The following is a 17,272-nucleotide window of genomic DNA, read 5'->3' on the forward strand; positions in this document are numbered from 1 at the left end:
ACAGAGGATGCTTCATGCGATCTCGGTCATTCACGCGGTCACACCCCGACCGCTCTGCAAACCCCACCCGGCGGCGGCTCGCGCTGGCCGCCGCCGCCACCGTCATGGCCCTCGGTGCGGGAGCGGTCGTCGCCCCTGCCGCGCAGGCCGCCGATCCGGTCATGATCAACCTCGTGACCGTCAACGACTTCCACGGACGCATCGAGGCGTCCGCGCCCGCGGGCGGCATCGCCGCCCTCGCGGCGGCGGTCAACGGCGTGCGCGCCACGAATCCGAACACGGTGTTCGCCGCGGCCGGCGACATGATCGGCGCGTCGACGTTCACGTCGTTCATCCAGGACGATGTACCCACGATCCAGACCCTCAATCAGGCCGGGCTCGACGTGAGCGCGGCAGGCAACCACGAGTTCGACAAGGGCTGGACCGACCTGCGCGACCGCGTGCAGGGGATGGCTGACTGGGAGTACATCTCCGCGAACGTGTGGGACACCCAGACGAATGACTACGCCCTCGCTCCCTACTGGACCGAAACGTTCGACGGCGTGACGATCGGCTTCATCGGCGCGGTCACCGAAGAACTGCCGGCGCTGGTGAGCCCGGCAGGAATCGCGACCCTCGATGTGAACCCCGTGGTCGAGAGCGTCAACGCAGTCGCCGAACAGCTTTCCGACGGCGTCGCGGACAACGACGAAGCCGACGTCCTGGTCCTCCTGGTGCACGAAGGCGCCACCCAGCCGACGGTCGAGTCCGCGACCGACCTCGCGACGCCTTTCGGAAAGATCGTGGCGGGTGTCTCCGACGACGTCGATGCGATCGTCTCCGGCCACACGCACCTCGCGTACAACCTGGTGATCGACGATCGGCCAGTGATCTCGTCCGGTCAGTACGGCGAGCGCTTCAGCGACATGACGATCCAGGTGGACCCGGACTCCAAAGAGATCCTCTCGATGGTGAACACCACCTACGCGATGTACACGCAGCCTGCGGGGACCCCTGCCCCGGCGCCGGTGCCGAACTACGTGCCCGGCCCGGCGGAGCAGCCCATCGTCGCGCTCGTCGCCGAGGCGGTCGCTTATGCGAAGGTCGCGGGCTCCGTCAAAGTCGGCGATATCACGGCAAGCTTCCAGCGCGGCCTCCAGCCGCGCACGCCCACGGCGACCGACCCGTCGACGACGCAGGAAGCGCGTGGCGCCGAGTCCACTCTGGGCAACTTCGTCGCCGATGTGCAGCTCGATCAGACTCAGGTGCGGTTCCCCGAGACGGAGATCGCGTTCATGAACCCGGGCGGTCTGCGCGCAAACATGAACTACGCGAGCAGTGGCGCCGGAGACCCCGACGGCAACGTCACGTACGCGGAAGCCGCCGGTGTCCAGCCGTTCGCGAACACGCTGGTGACCCTCACGCTCACTGGCGCACAGGTGAAGTCGGTGCTCGAGGAGCAGTGGCAGCCCTCCACGGCGTCACGTCCGTTCCTCAAGCTCGGAGTGTCGAAGGGTCTGACCTACATCACCGACTACACGGCGGCTGCGGGTTCGCACATCACGAACCTTGAGTTCAACGGCGTGCTGGTGGATCCGGCGGCGGAGTACCGGGTCGTGGTCAACTCGTTCCTCGCGTCCGGTGGAGACAATTTCTTCACTCTCGCGCAGGGCACGCAGCGCGCGGATTCGGGTCTGGTCGACCTGGAAGCCATGGTCAGCTGGTTCGCGACGAACGGCGAGGCCTCGCCCGACCTGGCGCAGCGCTCGATCGGTGTGAAGCTCTCAGCATCGGGCGCGCAGGGCTACGAGGTGGGCAGCGAGGTCCAGGTGGACCTGTCATCGCTCGATCACACTCTCACCCCGACGCCTGCGACCGCCGTGACGGTGTCGATCGCCGGCACGACGGTGGGCACTGCGCCGATCGATCGGACACTCGTTCCTCTCACGGACGAGTTCGGCAAGGCGAGTCTGGTCGTGACGATTCCCGAGGGGTCGGCCGGATCCACGGCTTATGGGACGGCGACGATGGTTCCGCTCGTGGTCACGACCTCGACCGGCACCGTCTTCGAGCTCTCGGTCCCGGTCTTCGAACGCGCGCCCGCCACCGGCACGACGAGCGTGAACAAGACCACGATCAAGGCGAAGCAGAAGGTGCAGATCACGGCCGTGGTCGCGTCTGAGGACGGACAGTGGCCGACGGGCGAGGTGCAGGTCCTCGACGGCACAACCGTCGTCGCGACCGACACCCTGGCAGCGAGGGATCGCGGTCGCGTCCGCCTCGTCGTCGAAGGCCTCTCCGTCGGTGAGCACACGCTGACCGTGCACTACGTCGGCAACGGCACGGTGGAACCGTGGACGAGCGACCCGATCGAGGTCACCGTGCGCTGATGCGCTCCTGAAGCGCAAGAACGGCGGATGCAGCGGGGACTCGTTCCCCGCGGCACCGGTCGTCTCGCGCACAATCACAAGGTGCGCTCGGGGCGAACCCCGCGACCCGTGTCGGAGGGCGCGCCTACAATTGACCAGTGCCCATCGTCCCTGTCGCCGCGCCCGGAAACACCAGTGGAAAGCTCAGTGTCCGTGGCGCTCGCGTCCACAATCTGAAGAACGTCGACCTCGACATTCCGCGCGATTCCCTCGTCGTGTTCACCGGACTGAGCGGCTCGGGAAAGTCCAGTCTCGCGTTCGACACGATCTTCGCCGAGGGCCAACGTCGCTACGTCGAATCACTCAGCGCCTACGCGCGCCAGTTCCTCGGCCAGGTCGATCGTCCCGATGTCGACTTCATCGAAGGGCTCAGCCCGGCGGTCAGCATCGACCAGAGATCAACCAACCGCAACCCGCGCTCGACGGTCGGCACGATCACCGAGATCCACGACTACATGCGGTTGCTCTGGGCGCGCATCGGGGTTCCCCACTGCCCCGAGTGCGGCGAGGTCATCCAGCGCCAGACCGTGCAGCAGATCGCCGATCAGCTGATGGAGCTGCCGGATAAGACCCGGTACCAGATCGTTGCGCCGGTCGTGACGCAGAAGAAGGGCGAGTTCGTCGATCTCTTCAAGGAGCTCTCGGCGAAGGGCTATGCCCGCGCCGTGGTCGACGGCGACCTGATCCAGCTCGCCGAACCGCCGGTCCTCAAGAAGAGCTACAAGCACGACATCGCGGTGGTCGTAGACCGTCTCGTCGCCAGCGACGACATCCTGAGCCGGGTCACCGACTCCGTCGAGACCGCCCTGGGTCTGGCCGGTGGCATCGTACAGGTCAATTTCGTCGATGAAGAGGGGGATGCCGCGTGGCAGGCCTTCTCCGAGAAGCTGGCGTGCCCGAACGGCCATCCGCTGCAGCTGACCGAGATCGAGCCCCGCACGTTCTCGTTCAACGCCCCGTTCGGCGCCTGCCCGACCTGCTCGGGTCTGGGCACCCGCATGTCGGTGGATGTCGACCTCATGCTCGGCGATGAGGAGGCATCGATCCGCGAGGGCGTGCTGATCCCCTGGACGACACAGGGCAAGGGTCTCTTCCAGTACTACGAGCGGCTGCTGGAGGGTCTCGCGGCAGACCTCAACTTCTCGCTCGACACCCCGTGGCGCGACCTGAGCGCGGACGTGCAGGAGGCCGTGCTGCGCGGGGAGAACTACAAGGTCACCGTCAAGTGGAAGAACCGCTACGGCCGCGAGATGCGGTACTCGTCAGGCTTCGAGGGCGTCGTGCCGTACATTGAGCGCCAGTACGTGCAAGCCGACTCCGATTCACAGCGGCAGCGCTGGTCGGAGTACCTGCGCGAAGTGCCGTGCCTCGCGTGCAACGGCGACCGGCTCAAGCCCGAGGTGCTCGCCGTGCGCGTGCACGGTCACTCGATCGCCGACGCCTCGCGCCTCAGCCTCGCCGACGCGCAGGAGTATTTCGCGAAGCTGCAGCTGACCGATCGCGAGGCGAAGATCGCCGCGCAGGTGCTTCGGGAGATCCGCGCCCGCCTGAACTTCCTTCTCCAGGTCGGCCTGAACTATCTCAGCCTGAGCCGCTCTGCCGGATCGCTCTCCGGAGGCGAGGCGCAGCGAATCCGCCTCGCAACGCAGATCGGCTCGGGCCTGACGGGTGTGCTCTATGTGCTCGACGAACCGTCCATCGGCCTGCACCAGCGCGACAACCGGCGCCTGATCGAGACCCTGCTGACCCTGCGCGACCTGGGCAACACCCTCATTGTGGTCGAGCACGACGAGGAGACCATTCACGCCGCGGACTGGGTCGTCGACATCGGCCCGCGCGCGGGCGTCGACGGCGGCCACGTGGTTCACTCCGGGCCGCTGTCCGAACTGCTCACCGAAACCCGGTCGATCACGGGCGACTATCTGGCAGGCCGACGGTCGATCGCCACGCCGGCAAAGCGCAGGCGCATCGACAAGAAGCGGATGCTGACCGTCGTCGGCGCGCGCGAGAACAACCTCCGCAACGTGACCGTCGACTTCCCCCTCGGGGTGATGACCGCCGTGACCGGGGTGAGCGGGTCCGGTAAGTCCTCGCTGGTGAACGGCATCCTCTACGAAGTGCTGGCCACGAGGCTCAACGGCGCGCGCCGCATCGCGGGCAAGCACACCCGGGTCACCGGCCTCGACAACCTCGACAAGGTCGTGCACGTCGACCAGGCGCCGATCGGTCGCACCCCGCGGTCCAACCCCGCGACTTACACGGGCGTGTTCGATCGTGTCCGTACGCTCTTCAGCGAGACACCCGAGGCCAAGGCGCGCGGTTACCAGCCCGGCCGGTTCAGCTTCAACGTGAAGGGCGGCCGCTGCGAGGCGTGCTCGGGCGACGGCACGATCAAGATCGAGATGAACTTCCTGCCCGACGTCTACGTCGACTGCGAAGTGTGCCACGGCAAGCGCTACAACCGCGACACGCTCTCGGTGCACTACAAGGGCAAGAACATCGCCGAAGTCCTCGAGATGCCGATCGAGGAGGCAGCGGCGTTCTTCGAGCCGATCCAGGCGATCCACCGCTATCTCAAGACCCTCGTCGATGTCGGCCTCGGGTACGTCCGACTCGGGCAGTCGGCGACCACGCTCAGCGGCGGCGAGGCACAGCGCGTCAAGCTCGCCACCGAGCTCCAGCGTCGCAGCAACGGCCGCAGCGTCTACGTGCTCGACGAGCCCACGACCGGCCTGCACTTCGAAGACGTCGCCCGGCTCCTCGAGGTGCTGGGCGGCCTCGTCGACAAGGGCAACACCGTCATCGTCATCGAGCACAACCTCGACGTGATCAAGTCCTCCGACTGGATCATCGACCTCGGCCCCGAGGGAGGCTCGGGAGGTGGCGAGATCGTCGCGACCGGAACGCCCGAGCAGGTAGCCCGGGTCGAAGGCAGCTTCACCGGCGCGTTCCTCGCGGAGGTGCTCGGCCTGGCCGCGGTGCGCAAGGCCGGCTGACCGCCGGATGGTCACCGTCAGCTCGCGTCCCACCGTCGCGTACAAGCCGCGGCCAGGGGAGATCCCCACCAATCCAGGGGTGTACCGCTTCCGGGATGCCGCGGGGCGGGTGCTGTACGTCGGCAAGGCGAAGAACCTGCGCGCCCGCCTGTCCAACTATTTCGCACCGCTGCACACGCTGCACGAGCGCACGCGGCGCATGGTCACCAGCGCGGCATCCGTCGAGTGGACGGTCGTGGCCAGCGATGTCGACTCGCTGCAGCTCGAGTACATGTGGATCAAGGAGTTCGATCCGCCGTTCAACGTGCGCTACAAGGACGACAAGTCCTATCCCTTCATGGCGATCACCCTCGCCGACGAGGCGCCACGGGTCATCGTGACCCGCAATCGCCGCATCCCCGGAGCGAAGTACTTCGGCCCGTACCCGAAGGTGTGGGCGGTGCACGACACGATCGACCTGATGATCAGGGTCTTCCCGATCCGCACCTGCAGCGATGCGAGCTACAAGAAGGCGATGGCCACCGGGCGGCCGTGCTTCCCGGGGCAGATCGGGCGCTGCGGCGGGCCGTGCTCGATGAAGGTCACGATCGAGGAGCACCGCGCGATCGTCGAGGACTTCATCTCGTTCATGTCCGGCGGCGATCAGCGTTTCGCGAAGGAGCTCAACGCCCGGATGCGCGAGGCCTCGGCCGCGATGGACTATGAGGCGGCGGCGATCTACCGTGACCGACTCGCCTCGATCGAGGCCGTGCTGTCCAAGAGCGCGCTCGTGCTGGCATCCGACACCGACGCCGACCTGTTCGGCATCGCCGAGGACGAACTCAACGCCACCGTGCAGCAGTTCGTGATCCGCGGCGGGCGCGTGCGCGGTGTGCGGGCGACGACGATCGAGAAGGAGCTCGACATCTCAGGGGGCGAGCTGGTGGACCAGGTCCTGCAGCGGGCGTACGGGGATGCCGCGCCCGTCGACATCCCCCGCCAGGTACTCGTTCCCTCGCTGCCCGACGACGCCGCCGACCTCGAGGAGTGGCTGCGCGAGCGCCGCGGCAAGCTCGTCTCGATCCAGGTCGCCCGCCGTGGGCGCAAGGCCGAGCTGCTCAAGACGGCGACGCTGAACGCGCAGCAGGCGCTGATGATCCACAAGACCCGCCGCACGAGCGACTACGTCGCGCGCACGCAGGCGCTCACCGACCTGCAGGAAGCCCTGGGGCTCGCCGAAGCACCGCTTCGCATCGAGTGCTACGACGTCTCGCACCTGAGCGGCACGAACGTCGTCGCATCGATGGTCGTGTTCGAGGACGGCCTGCCGCGCAAGGACCAGTACCGCAACTTCGGGGTTTCCGAGACGACCGACGACACCGACTCGCTGTATCAGGTGCTCATCCGGCGCCTGGCGTATCTCGACCGGCCCGAAGACGATTCGACGGGCTCACCGACCGACGCAGAGCACGAGCCGGCCGACGGGACGGTCGTGAAAACGCGCAAGAGGCCGCGCTTCGCCTACCCCCCGCAGCTGCTCGTCGTGGACGGTGGCAAGCCGCAGGTCGAGGCCGCGGCACGCGCTCTGGCGGATGCCGGCCATGAGGAGATCGCGCTGTGCGGGATCGCGAAGCGGCTCGAAGAGGTGTGGATGCCGGGGGAGGACTATCCGGTCATCCTCCCGCGCACGAGCGAGGCGCTCTACCTGCTTCAGCGACTGCGCGACGAGGCCCACCGCTTCGCGATCACCCACCAGCGCCGCCGCCGGCGCCGCGACATCCAGAGCGTGCTCGCCGAGGTCCCGGGACTCGGCGAAGCGCGCATCAGGGCTCTGCTGCGGCACTTCGGATCCGTCGCCGCTCTCAAGCGCGCGACACCGGAGGAGATCAGCGAGCTGCCCGGGATCGGTCCCAAGCTCGCCGCCGCGATTCATGCCCACCTCTCGAATGGATATGCTCAGTCCGACGACAGGGACGGTCATGACGGACACTGAGGACACTGCCTCGGCGCATCGCGACTCCGGTGACACCGGCGAGGTGCTGATCGTCACGGGCATGTCCGGCGCAGGTCGCTCGACCGCCGCGGACGCACTGGAGGACCTCGGCTGGTACGTCGTCGACAATCTTCCTCCGCAGATGCTGCGCCCGCTCCTCGAGCTGACCGAGCTCGCCGGCGGAGCGCTCCCGCGCGTCGCCGTGGTCGTCGACGTCCGCGGCGGCGATCTGTTCGTCGAACTCCCCGAGATCACCCGCGCGCTTCGCGACGGCCGTCAGCTGCGGGTGATGTTCCTGGATGCCTCCGACGAGGTGCTCGTGCGCCGGTTCGAGGCGGTGCGCCGGCCGCACCCGCTGCAGGGCGAGGGCACCGTGCTCGACGGCATCCATCTCGAACGGCAGCGTCTCGCGGCCGTTCGGGAGAGCGCCGACGTCCTGATCGACACGTCCACCTTCAACATCCACCAGCTCGCGACGCGGGTCATCGAGATGTTCTCCGCCGAAGACGCTGCGCGGCACACGGTGACGATCATGAGCTTCGGATTCAAGTACGGGCTTCCGCCGGACGCCGATCTGGTCGCGGACATGAGGTTCCTGCCGAACCCGTTCTGGAACGATGAGCTGCGAACGCTCACCGGTGAAGACGATGCCGTCCGGCAGTTCGTGCTGGCGCAGCAGGGCGCGGCCGAGTTCCTGGACGCCTACGCGGCCGCTCTCGAGCCGGTGCTCGACGGCTATCAGCGCGAGAACAAGGGCCACTCCGTCGTCGCGGTCGGCTGCACCGGCGGCAAGCATCGCTCGGTGGTGATGGTGCGGGAGCTGGCGACGCGACTGTCGTCGCTGCCCGGGGTGGCCGTGCGGGTGAAGCATCGCGACCTCGGTCGTGAATGAGCAGCGGTCGTGAATGAGCAGCGGTCGTGAATGAGCAGCGGTCGTGAATGAGCAGCGGTCGTGAGAGAAACCGGTCCGCGAGTAGGCTTGACCCTCGTTCCCACTCCCCACCCGCACCCACAACGCGAGGAGCTTCGTGTCGTTGACCGCTGATGTGAAGGCTGAGCTGACGGCCGTCCGCGATTCGAGCCTCACCGCTCGCGTCGCCGAGTTGACGGCTCTGCTTCGTTTCTCCGGTGGTCTGCACTCCATCGCCAACCGAGTCGCCGTCGAGGCGGAACTCGACTCCGACATCCTCGCCCGCCGCGTTGCGCGCGACCTCATGGAGATCTACGGCGTGCGCCCGGAACTCGTGCACGTCCAGGGGTCCGGCGCCCGCAACGGCAGCCACTACGCGGTCAGGGTGATCGAGGGCGGCGAGACCCTCGCCCGCCAGACCGGTCTGCTCGATCAGCGCCGGCGACCCGTCCGCGGATTGCCGAACAAGCTCACGACCGGCTCCCGGGGCGACCTCGCGGCGATCTGGCGAGGCGCGTTCCTCGCAGCCGGCACGCTCAGCGAGCCCGGCCGATCGGCGGCCCTCGAGATCACCTGCCCCGCGCCCGAGGCGGCGATGGCTCTGGTCGGTGCAGCACACCGGCTCGGCATCCCGGCCAAGGCCCGCGAGGTGCGCGGCGTTCCCCGGGTGGTCGTCCGCGAAGGCGATGCCATCCGCGCCGCCCTGGCCCAGATGGGCGCGCAACGCGCAGCGGGCGACTGGGAACAGATGCGTCAGCGTCGCGAGGTGCGCGCCGGCGTCAATCGCCTCGTGAACTTCGACGATGCGAACCTGCGCCGTTCGGCACAGGCCGCCGTCGCCGCGTGCGCCCGCGTGGAGCGTGCCCTCGAGATCCTCGGTCCCGAGGTCCCCGATCACCTGCGCGAAGCCGGCGAGCTGCGCCTCGCCCACCGCGATGCGAGCCTGGACGAACTCGGCCACCACGCCGACCCGCCGCTCACGAAGGACGCCGTAGCCGGCCGCATCCGCCGCCTGCTCGCGATGGCCGACAAGAAGGCCGAGCACGACGGCATCCCCGACACCGAGGCGGCCGTGCCGGTCGGCGCCGAGGACTGATCGATTCCGGGACGGATGCCGCGGCATCCCGTTATTGCAGGTCACGCGGGGAAGCAACCCCGGGCGCCGTGCGTTGGCGATTACTAGGATGGATACGTGATTCTCGCTGAGCCGAGGAGTATCGGCTAGCGCCGACAGGAAGAAGAGAACATGGCTAAGTACACCTTGCCCGACCTCCCCTACGACTTCGCGGCTCTGGAGCCGCACATCAGCGGCAAGATCATGGAGTTGCATCACGACAAGCACCACCAGGCGTATGTCACGGGTGCCAACACCGCTCTGGACCAGCTCGCAGAGGCGCGTGAGAGCGGCAACCTGGCAAACGTCAACAAGCTCGAGAAGGATCTCGCGTTCAACCTCGGCGGTCACGTCAACCACTCGATCTTCTGGACGAACCTGTCACCCGACGGCGGCGGCGCGCCCGAGGGCGAGCTGAAGGCGGCCATCGACGAGTTCTTCGGCGACTTCGAGAAGTTCAAGGCGCACTTCACCGCAGCGGCGACCGGCATCCAGGGATCCGGCTGGGCGGTGCTGAGCTGGGATCCGCTCGGCGAGCAGCTCATCATCCAGCAGCTGTTCGATCAGCAGAGCAACACCGCTCAGGGCACCGTCCCGGTGTTCCAGCTGGACATGTGGGAGCACGCCTTCTACCTCGACTACCTGAACGTCAAGGCGGACTACGTCAAGGCCGTGTGGAACATCGCCAACTGGCAGAACGTCGCGCAGCGTCTCGCGGCGGCTCGCGAGAAGACTTCGGGCCTGCTGGTACTGTCATAGCGAGTGTGGGCGTCCCGGTGGGGATGAACCCCACCGGGACGCCGTTGTCCATCGTCTGCAACCGCAATCAGCGCCCCCGCGCGCACGACACATCTCAGGAGAACTTCCGTGGCTGTCAAGATCGGAATCAACGGCTTCGGCCGCATCGGACGCAATTACCTCCGCGCGGCGCTCGCGCAGGGTGCGGACATCGACATCGTGGCGGTGAACGACCTCACCGACAACAAGTCACTCGCCCACCTGCTCAAGTACGACTCGGTCGGCGGCCCGCTGTCCGAAGAGGTCACTTATGACGAGGACTCGATCACCGTCGGCGGCAAGAAGATCAAGGTCTTCGAAGAGCGTGATCCGGCGAACCTGCCCTGGGGCGAGCTCGGCGTCGACATCGTCATCGAGTCGACCGGCCGCTTCACCAAGGCCGAGGACGCCAGGAAGCACATCGCGGGCGGCGCCAAGAAGGTGCTCATCTCCGCACCCGCGACCGGCGACGACGTGACGATCGTCATGGGCGTCAACGAGGGCGACTACAACCCCGAGACCGACGTGATCATCTCGAACGCGTCCTGCACGACCAACTGCCTCGCGCCCCTCGCGAAGGTCTTCAACGACGCGTTCGGCATCGAGCGCGGCTTCATGATGACCGCGCACGCCTACACGGCCGACCAGAATCTGCAGGACGGCCCGCACAGCGACCTGCGTCGCGCGCGCGGCGCGGCGATCAACATCGTCCCCGCCTCGACGGGCGCCGCCAAGGCCATCGGCCACGTCCTCCCCGAGCTCAACGGCAAGCTGAGCGGCTCGTCCTACCGCGTGCCGGTCCCCACCGGATCGATCGTCGACCTCACGATCGTCACGCCGACCGAGGGCCTGACCGCCGACCAGATCAACGCCGTGTATCGGACCGCGGCCGCCGAGGGCGCACTCGCCGGCTACCTGGAGTACACCGAAGACCCGATCGTCTCGAGCGACATCCAGGGAAACCCGCACTCGTCGATCTTCGACTCGGAGCTCACCAACGTCAGCGGCAACCTGGTCAAGGTCTCGGCTTGGTACGACAACGAATGGGGCTACTCGAACCGCCTGGTCGATCTCACCGAGTACGTCGGCGAACGCCTCTAAGCCGTTCAGAAACAAGCGCTCACCATGCCTCTGCGCACCCTCGACTCGCTGGGTTCGCTCGCCGGCAAGCGGGTCATCGTCCGCTGTGATCTCAACGTCCCGCTGAAGGACGGCGTGATCACGGACGATGGCCGCGTGCGGGCGTCGCTTCCCACCCTCAACGCGCTCATCCATCAGGGCGCTCGCCTCGTCGTGTGCTCTCACCTCGGGCGCCCCGATGGGGCTCCTGATGCGAAGTACAGCCTCGGCCCGGTCGCCCGGCGGCTGTCCGAGCTGCTCGGAAAGCCCGTCGCGTTCGCCGACGACACGGTGGGGGAGTCCGCTCACGACGCCGTCGCCGCGCTCGAGGACGGGGATGTCGCGGTCATCGAGAACCTGCGTTTCAACCCCGGCGAGACCGCGAAGGACGACGCGGATCGTCGCGCCTTCGCGGAGGAGCTCGCCGACCTGGGCGACGTGCTGGTGTCGGACGGATTCGGTGTCGTTCACCGCAAGCAGGCCAGCGTCTACGATCTCGCCGAGATTCTGCCGTCCGCCGCCGGCCTGCTGATCGCCGCGGAGCTCGACGTGCTCGACCGCCTCACCGAGAACCCGAAGCGCCCGTACACGGTCGTGCTGGGCGGCTCGAAGGTCAGCGACAAGCTCGGCGTCATCTCGCACCTGCTGCCGCGGGTGGACCGGCTGCTCGTCGGGGGAGGGATGCTGTTCACCTTCCTCGCCGCGCAGGGTCACGATGTGGGCGCAAGCCTGCTCGAGGCCGACCAGCTCGACACCGTGACGCAGTACCTCAAGACCGCCGAGGAGTCGGGTGTGGAGATCGTCCTGCCCACCGACGTGGTCGTGGCGTCGAAGTTCGGCGCCGACGCCGACTATGTCGTGACGGCTGCCGACGCGATCGAAGACACGCCGTACGGCGCCTCGGGCCTGGGACTGGACATCGGACCCGACACGGCTGCCCGGTTCGCCGAGGTCATCCGCGGCAGCAGGACCGTGTTCTGGAACGGCCCGATGGGCGTGTTCGAGCTTGCGCCGTTTGCTTCCGGCACCAAGGCGGTCGCGCAGGCGCTCACTGAGGTCGACGGTCTCAGTGTCGTCGGCGGCGGAGACTCCGCGGCCGCGGTGCGTCAGCTCGGCTTCCAGGACGACCGGTTCGGACACATCTCGACGGGCGGCGGAGCAAGCCTGGAGTTCCTCGAGGGTAAGAAGCTCCCCGGACTGGAGGTCCTCGGATGGCAGTAGCGAGAGTCCCGTTCATCGCGGGCAACTGGAAGATGAACCTCGACCATCAACAGGCGATCGCTTTCGTGCAGAAGCTGCACTGGGCGCTGAAGGAGGCCAAGCACCTCGACGGAACGGTTGAGGTCGGGCTCTTCCCGCCGTTCACCGACCTGCGCACCGTTCAGACGCTTCTGGACGCCGACAAGATCCCGTTCGCCCTCGGCGCGCAGGATCTGTCGACGAAGGACTCCGGTGCGTACACCGGGGAGATCTCCGGCGCATTCCTGAAGCGGCTCAACTGCGCGTACGTGATCGTCGGGCATTCCGAGCGGCGCGAGTATCACGCCGAGACCGACGAAATCGTCGCTGCGAAGGTGCAGGCGGCCCTCCGTCACGGGCTCGTACCGGTCATCTGCGTGGGCGAGACCTCGGAGGACCTCGAGAAGTTCGGCGCGAGCGCCGTCCCCGTCGGGCAGCTCGAAGTCGCCCTCGAAGGCGTTTCCGCGGACGCGGACATCGTCGTGGCGTACGAGCCGGTCTGGGCGATCGGCTCCGGACAGGCCGCGACACCCGATCAGGCGCAGGAAGTGTGCGCCAAGCTGCGTGAGGTCATCGCCGGCAGGCTGGGTCAGGAAGCCGCAGAGCGCTCCCGCGTGCTGTACGGCGGATCCGTGAAGGCCGGCAACATCGCGAGCTTCATGCGCGAGCCCGATGTCGACGGCGCACTGGTCGGCGGCGCGAGCCTGGTCGTCGACGAGTTCGCGGCGATCATCAGATTCCAGAAGCACGTCGGCGTCTGACCCGCGCTTATACTGGAGAACCGTGCGCCCGACAGGGGTGCGGTGAAAGGCTTAGATCTGTGCAGATCCTCGAGTTCGTCCTACAGGTGCTCCTCGGTATCACCAGCCTGCTGCTGACCCTCCTCATCCTGCTCCACAAGGGACGCGGCGGCGGCCTGTCCGACATGTTCGGCGGCGGTATGACCTCAGCCCTCGGCTCGTCGGGCCTGGCGGAGCGCAATCTCAACCGCTTCACGGTGATCCTCGCGCTCGCGTGGTTCGTGTCGATCGTCGCCCTTGGCCTGATCACGAAGTTCCAGGCCGTCTGATGGCGACCGGCGGAAATGCGATCCGGGGCACGCGCGTCGGCGCGGGCCCGATGGGCGAGCAGGATCACGGCTTCCACGCGGAGCGCATCGCGATCTCGTACTGGGACGCGCTCGGCAACGAGACGGTCCGCTACTTCGCGGCCGGCATCCCCGAAGAGGAGATCCCGGACACCATCGACTCCCCGCATTCCGGACTTCCCGCCGGGCGCGACAAGGAGAACCCGCCGGAGCTTGCCAAGACCGAGCCGTACAAGACCCACCTCGCGTACGTGAAGGAACGGCGCACCGAGGAAGAGGCCGAGCAGCTGCTCGACGACGCGCTCAAGCAGCTGCGGGCGCGGCGCGGCCAGGACTGAGCGCCTTGAGGTCGGGTCCGGTCAGTATTCCTGGTCGATGAGTTCGGGCGGCACCTGAGAGGCCGCTGCCTCGTCGACGAAGAAGATCGTGCGACGGCGGCCCTTCGCGCCCGCGGCTGGAACACTGGCGTAGCTGGCGCCCGCGAGCGCGAGGCCCAGAGCGGCGGCCTTGTCGGCGCCGGCGAGCACGAGCCAGACGCGACGGGACCCGTTGATGACCGGCCTCGTGAGCGTGACGCGCTCCGGCGGCGGCTTGGGGGAGTCGCGGACCGCGACGGCCACCCGGTCGGTGATCATGATCTCGGGGCGGTCAGGGAACAGCGACGCGATGTGGCCGTCCGGTCCGACCCCCAGGAAGCAGATGTCGAAAGACGGCCACGGCGTGCCGTCATCCTGCGGGAAGCGCGCCAGTTCGGCGGCGTAGAGATCGGCGGCGGCATCCAGGTCGATTCCCTCGTCGCTGGCGGCCATCGTATGGACGTTGGCGGTCGGGATGTCGACGGCGTCCAGCAGCGCCTCGCGGGCCTGCTTCTCGTTGCGGTCGTCATCGCCACGGGCGACGAAGCGCTCATCGCTCCACCAGAAGTGCACACGCGGCCAGTCGACACGGTCGCGCCGCGGGTGCCGCGCGGCGGCAGCGAGGACCGCCGAGCCCATGGACCCGCCGGTGAGCGAGACATGCACCAGAGCTCCGTCGGCCCCGAGCTTGGCCAGGCGATTCACGAATCGCGCGGCGACGGACTCAGCGAGAGCGGCGGGATCATCGCTGATCACGACACGCTTCTCGATGGTGAATTCAGCCATGCGTCTCCCGCGTCGCCGACTCCAAGAGCTCCCAGCCCTCAGTGATCACTCGACCATACAGCACGTCGGGATCGAGGCGACGAAGCTCCTCGGCGAGGCATTCGCGCAACGAGCGGCGGGGCAGTGCCAGGTCGTGTTCGGGCTGGCCGGGCTGGGTGAGACAGGCGATCGCCGGTGACGAGCGGGCAAGCAGGACCTCTCCGTCAGCGCGGGTCAGCCGCACCGACTTGACGCCGTGCGTCCACTCGTCCTCGGGCAGGTAGCGCCAGTCGACGGGGACATCCAGCATGAGGCGCAGCCACGCGGCCAGCAGTGCGGTGGACGGCGAACTGGCGGCCCCGCGCACCTCGACGCCGGTCACGGCATCGTACGGCGGCTGGTCGAGCACGGCCGCGAGCTGCTCGCGCCAGTGGGTCAGGCGGGTCCAGGCCAGGTCGGTGTCGCCCGGCGCGTGGTTCTTGCCGAGATCGGCCACCCACGCCGAGGGATCGGGCTTGGTGGCGGCATCCGTGATGCGCCGCTGGGCGATCCTTCCGATCGAGGTCGTCGCCGGGTTCTCGGGCGTCTTGTTCGGCCACCAGACCACGACCGGAGCGTCGGGCAGGAGCAGACCGGTGACCAGGCTCTCGAGGTTCGAGCTGCCGGCCTCACCGAACGCGCGGAGTGTGATGACCTCGCTCGCGCCGGCGTCGCCGCCGACGCGGATCTGCGCATCGAGCCGCGAATCTGCGTCTGCGCCGTCGATCATGAGAACGATGACGCGCATCGGATGCTCGCGCGAGGCGTCGTTGGCGGCTTCGATGACCTCTTCGAGAGCCTCCTCCCGCGTCAGGATGATGAGGGTCAGGACGCGGCCCAGAGCCACCGCCCCGCCCTCTTCGCGCACGCTCACCAGCGCTCGTGAAATCTTGCTCACGGTGGTGTCGGGCAGATCGACGATCACGGACGCCTCCACGTTCGACCATCGCGGGTGAGCATCTCGCCCGCTGAGTCCGGACCCCAGGATCCCGGTGCATACTGCTCGAGCGGACCGCCTTGTGCGCTCCAGAACTGCTCGATCGGGTCGAGGATCTTCCACGATAGCTCGACCTCCTCGTGCCGCGGGAACAGCGGCGGGTCGCCGAGCAGCACGTCGAGGATGAGGCGTTCGTATGCTTCCGGACTGGCCTCGGTGAACGCGTGGCCGTAGCCGAAGTCCATGGTGACGTCGCGCACCTGCGCGCCGGCACCGGGAACCTTCGAGCCGAAGCGGATCGTCACGCCCTCATCGGGCTGAACACGGATCACGAGGGCGTTCTGACCCTGGCCCGAAGTCTGGCTGCGGGAGAAGAGCTGCTCGGGAGCGCGCTTGAACACGACCGCGATCTCGGTGACGCGGCGCCCGAGGCGCTTGCCGGTGCGCAGGTAGAAGGGCACCCCGGCCCAGCGGCGGGTGTTCACCTCGAGGGTGATGGCCGCATAGGTCTCGGTCGTCGATTCGGAGTTCATCCCGTGCTCTTCGAGGAACCCGAGGACCTTCTCACCGCCCTGCCAGCCGCCGGCGTACTGGCCGCGCGCAGTCGAGCGCGCCAGATCTTTCGGCAAGGTGACGGCCGCGAGGACTTTCTCCTTCTCTGCCCGCAGGTTCTTCGCGTCGAACGAGATCGGCTCCTCCATCGCGGTGAGCGCCATCAGCTGCAGAAGGTGGTTCTGGATGACATCGCGCGCGGCGCCGATGCCGTCGTAGTAGCCGGCACGGCCGCCGACGCCGATGTCCTCGGCCATCGTGATCTGCACGTGGTCGACGTAGTTCGCATTCCAGATCGGTTCGTACAGTTCGTTGGCGAAGCGCAGCGCCAGGATGTTCTGCACCGTCTCCTTGCCGAGGTAGTGGTCGATGCGGAAGATCGAATCGGTCGGGAACGCCGAGCGCAGCGCGTCATTGAGCGACTGCGCCGAGGCGAGGTCGTGGCCGAACGGCTTCTCGATGACGACGCGCCGCCACCGCTCGGGCTGATCTGCGGTGTCGTCCACGAGTCCCGACGCCTTGAGCTGGTCCGCGACCAGCGGGAAGTCCTTCGGTGGGATCGACAGGTAGAACGCGTGGTTGCCCATCGTGCCGCGCTCGAGGTCGAGCTTGTCGATCGTCTCGCGCAGGCGGGTGAACGCGCCGGGGTCGTCGAACTCACCCGAGACGAAGCGGATGCCCTGAAGCAGCTGCAGCCACGTCGCCTCACGGAACTCGGTGCGGGCGTGATCCTTCACCGCGTCCTTGACGACCTCCGCGAAGTCCTGGTCCTCCCAGTCGCGCCGGGCGAACCCGACGAGCGCGAAGCCCGGCGGCAGCAGCCCGCGGTTGGCCAGGTCGTACACGGCCGGCATGAGCTTCTTGCGGGAGAGGTCACCGGTCACGCCGAAGATCACGAGCGCGCTCGGGCCGGCGATGCGGTTGAGGCGGTGGTCTTCGGCGTCGCGCAGCGGGTTGTGCCCGCGCGAGATCTCAACGCTCATCAGGGGTTCACCAGCATG

Annotated in this window: 14 protein-coding genes; 11 read left to right on the top strand and 3 right to left on the bottom strand. The window is 67.7% G+C overall.

The features are described from left to right. The first annotated feature begins 14 nt into the window (after window positions 1-14). The 11 genes from QZV84_RS01575 (at window position 15) to QZV84_RS01625 (ending at window position 13,960) form a co-directional block, all read left to right on the top strand. The gene (locus QZV84_RS01575; protein WP_292824315.1) at window positions 15-2,369 is read left to right on the top strand and encodes a 5'-nucleotidase C-terminal domain-containing protein; all 2,355 of its coding nucleotides are present in this window, start codon (window positions 15-17) and stop codon (window positions 2,367-2,369) included. A 137-nt stretch (window positions 2,370-2,506) separates the two neighbouring features. Continuing rightward, window positions 2,507-5,404 (top strand): excinuclease ABC subunit UvrA, encoded by a 2,898-nt coding sequence (gene uvrA / locus QZV84_RS01580; protein WP_292824318.1) that lies wholly within the window; start codon window positions 2,507-2,509, stop codon window positions 5,402-5,404. Window positions 5,405-5,411: 7 nt separating this feature from the next. Continuing rightward, window positions 5,412-7,376 (top strand): excinuclease ABC subunit UvrC, encoded by a 1,965-nt coding sequence (gene uvrC / locus QZV84_RS01585; RefSeq protein WP_292824321.1) that lies wholly within the window; start codon window positions 5,412-5,414, stop codon window positions 7,374-7,376. After that, window positions 7,363-8,268, top strand: coding sequence for an RNase adapter RapZ (rapZ, locus tag QZV84_RS01590; RefSeq protein WP_292824324.1), 906 nt, complete (start codon window positions 7,363-7,365; stop codon window positions 8,266-8,268). The genes uvrC and rapZ overlap by 14 nt, the downstream gene beginning before the upstream one ends. 136 nt (window positions 8,269-8,404) lie before the next feature. Further along, entirely contained in the window at window positions 8,405-9,382 is a 978-nt protein-coding gene (gene whiA / locus QZV84_RS01595) for a DNA-binding protein WhiA (RefSeq protein WP_292824326.1), read from the top strand. Window positions 9,383-9,532: 150 nt separating this feature from the next. Beyond that, a complete protein-coding gene (locus tag QZV84_RS01600; RefSeq protein ID WP_292824329.1) occupies window positions 9,533-10,159 on the top strand; it encodes a superoxide dismutase in 627 nt (208 codons plus the stop codon). A gap of 108 nt (window positions 10,160-10,267) precedes the next feature. Beyond that, window positions 10,268-11,278, top strand: coding sequence for a type I glyceraldehyde-3-phosphate dehydrogenase (gene gap / locus QZV84_RS01605; RefSeq protein ID WP_292824332.1), 1,011 nt, complete (start codon window positions 10,268-10,270; stop codon window positions 11,276-11,278). 24 nt (window positions 11,279-11,302) lie between these two features. Beyond that, window positions 11,303-12,517 (top strand): phosphoglycerate kinase, encoded by a 1,215-nt coding sequence (locus QZV84_RS01610; protein WP_292824335.1) that lies wholly within the window; start codon window positions 11,303-11,305, stop codon window positions 12,515-12,517. Further along, window positions 12,508-13,296 (top strand): triose-phosphate isomerase, encoded by a 789-nt coding sequence (gene tpiA / locus QZV84_RS01615; RefSeq protein WP_292824338.1) that lies wholly within the window; start codon window positions 12,508-12,510, stop codon window positions 13,294-13,296. Before QZV84_RS01610 ends, tpiA begins: the two co-directional genes overlap by 10 nt. Window positions 13,297-13,355: 59 nt before the next feature. Beyond that, window positions 13,356-13,604, top strand: a complete 249-nt coding sequence (gene secG / locus QZV84_RS01620; protein ID WP_292824341.1) for a preprotein translocase subunit SecG — start codon at window positions 13,356-13,358, stop codon at window positions 13,602-13,604. Beyond that, entirely contained in the window at window positions 13,604-13,960 is a 357-nt protein-coding gene (locus QZV84_RS01625) for an RNA polymerase-binding protein RbpA (protein WP_292824344.1), read from the top strand. The genes secG and QZV84_RS01625 overlap by 1 nt, the downstream gene beginning before the upstream one ends. A 21-nt stretch (window positions 13,961-13,981) precedes the next feature. Here QZV84_RS01625 and pgl read toward each other — a convergent pair whose 3' ends face one another. The 3 genes from pgl to zwf are packed head-to-tail and all read right to left on the bottom strand — an operon-like array spanning window position 13,982 to window position 17,254. Beyond that, window positions 13,982-14,764, bottom strand: coding sequence for a 6-phosphogluconolactonase (pgl, locus tag QZV84_RS01630; protein WP_292824347.1), 783 nt, complete (start codon window positions 14,762-14,764; stop codon window positions 13,982-13,984). Next, on the bottom strand, window positions 14,757-15,707 hold the full coding sequence (locus QZV84_RS01635) for a glucose-6-phosphate dehydrogenase assembly protein OpcA (protein WP_292824496.1): 951 nt from the start codon (window positions 15,705-15,707) through the stop codon (window positions 14,757-14,759). Before QZV84_RS01635 ends, pgl begins: the two co-directional genes overlap by 8 nt. Then, the gene (gene zwf, locus QZV84_RS01640) at window positions 15,704-17,254 is read right to left on the bottom strand and encodes a glucose-6-phosphate dehydrogenase (RefSeq protein ID WP_292824350.1); all 1,551 of its coding nucleotides are present in this window, start codon (window positions 17,252-17,254) and stop codon (window positions 15,704-15,706) included. Before zwf ends, QZV84_RS01635 begins: the two co-directional genes overlap by 4 nt. Window positions 17,255-17,272: the final 18 nt, after the last annotated feature.

Origin of the sequence: Microbacterium sp. (assembly GCF_011620715.1) — a bacterium.
Classification (GTDB): Bacteria; Actinomycetota; Actinomycetes; order Actinomycetales; family Microbacteriaceae; genus Microbacterium.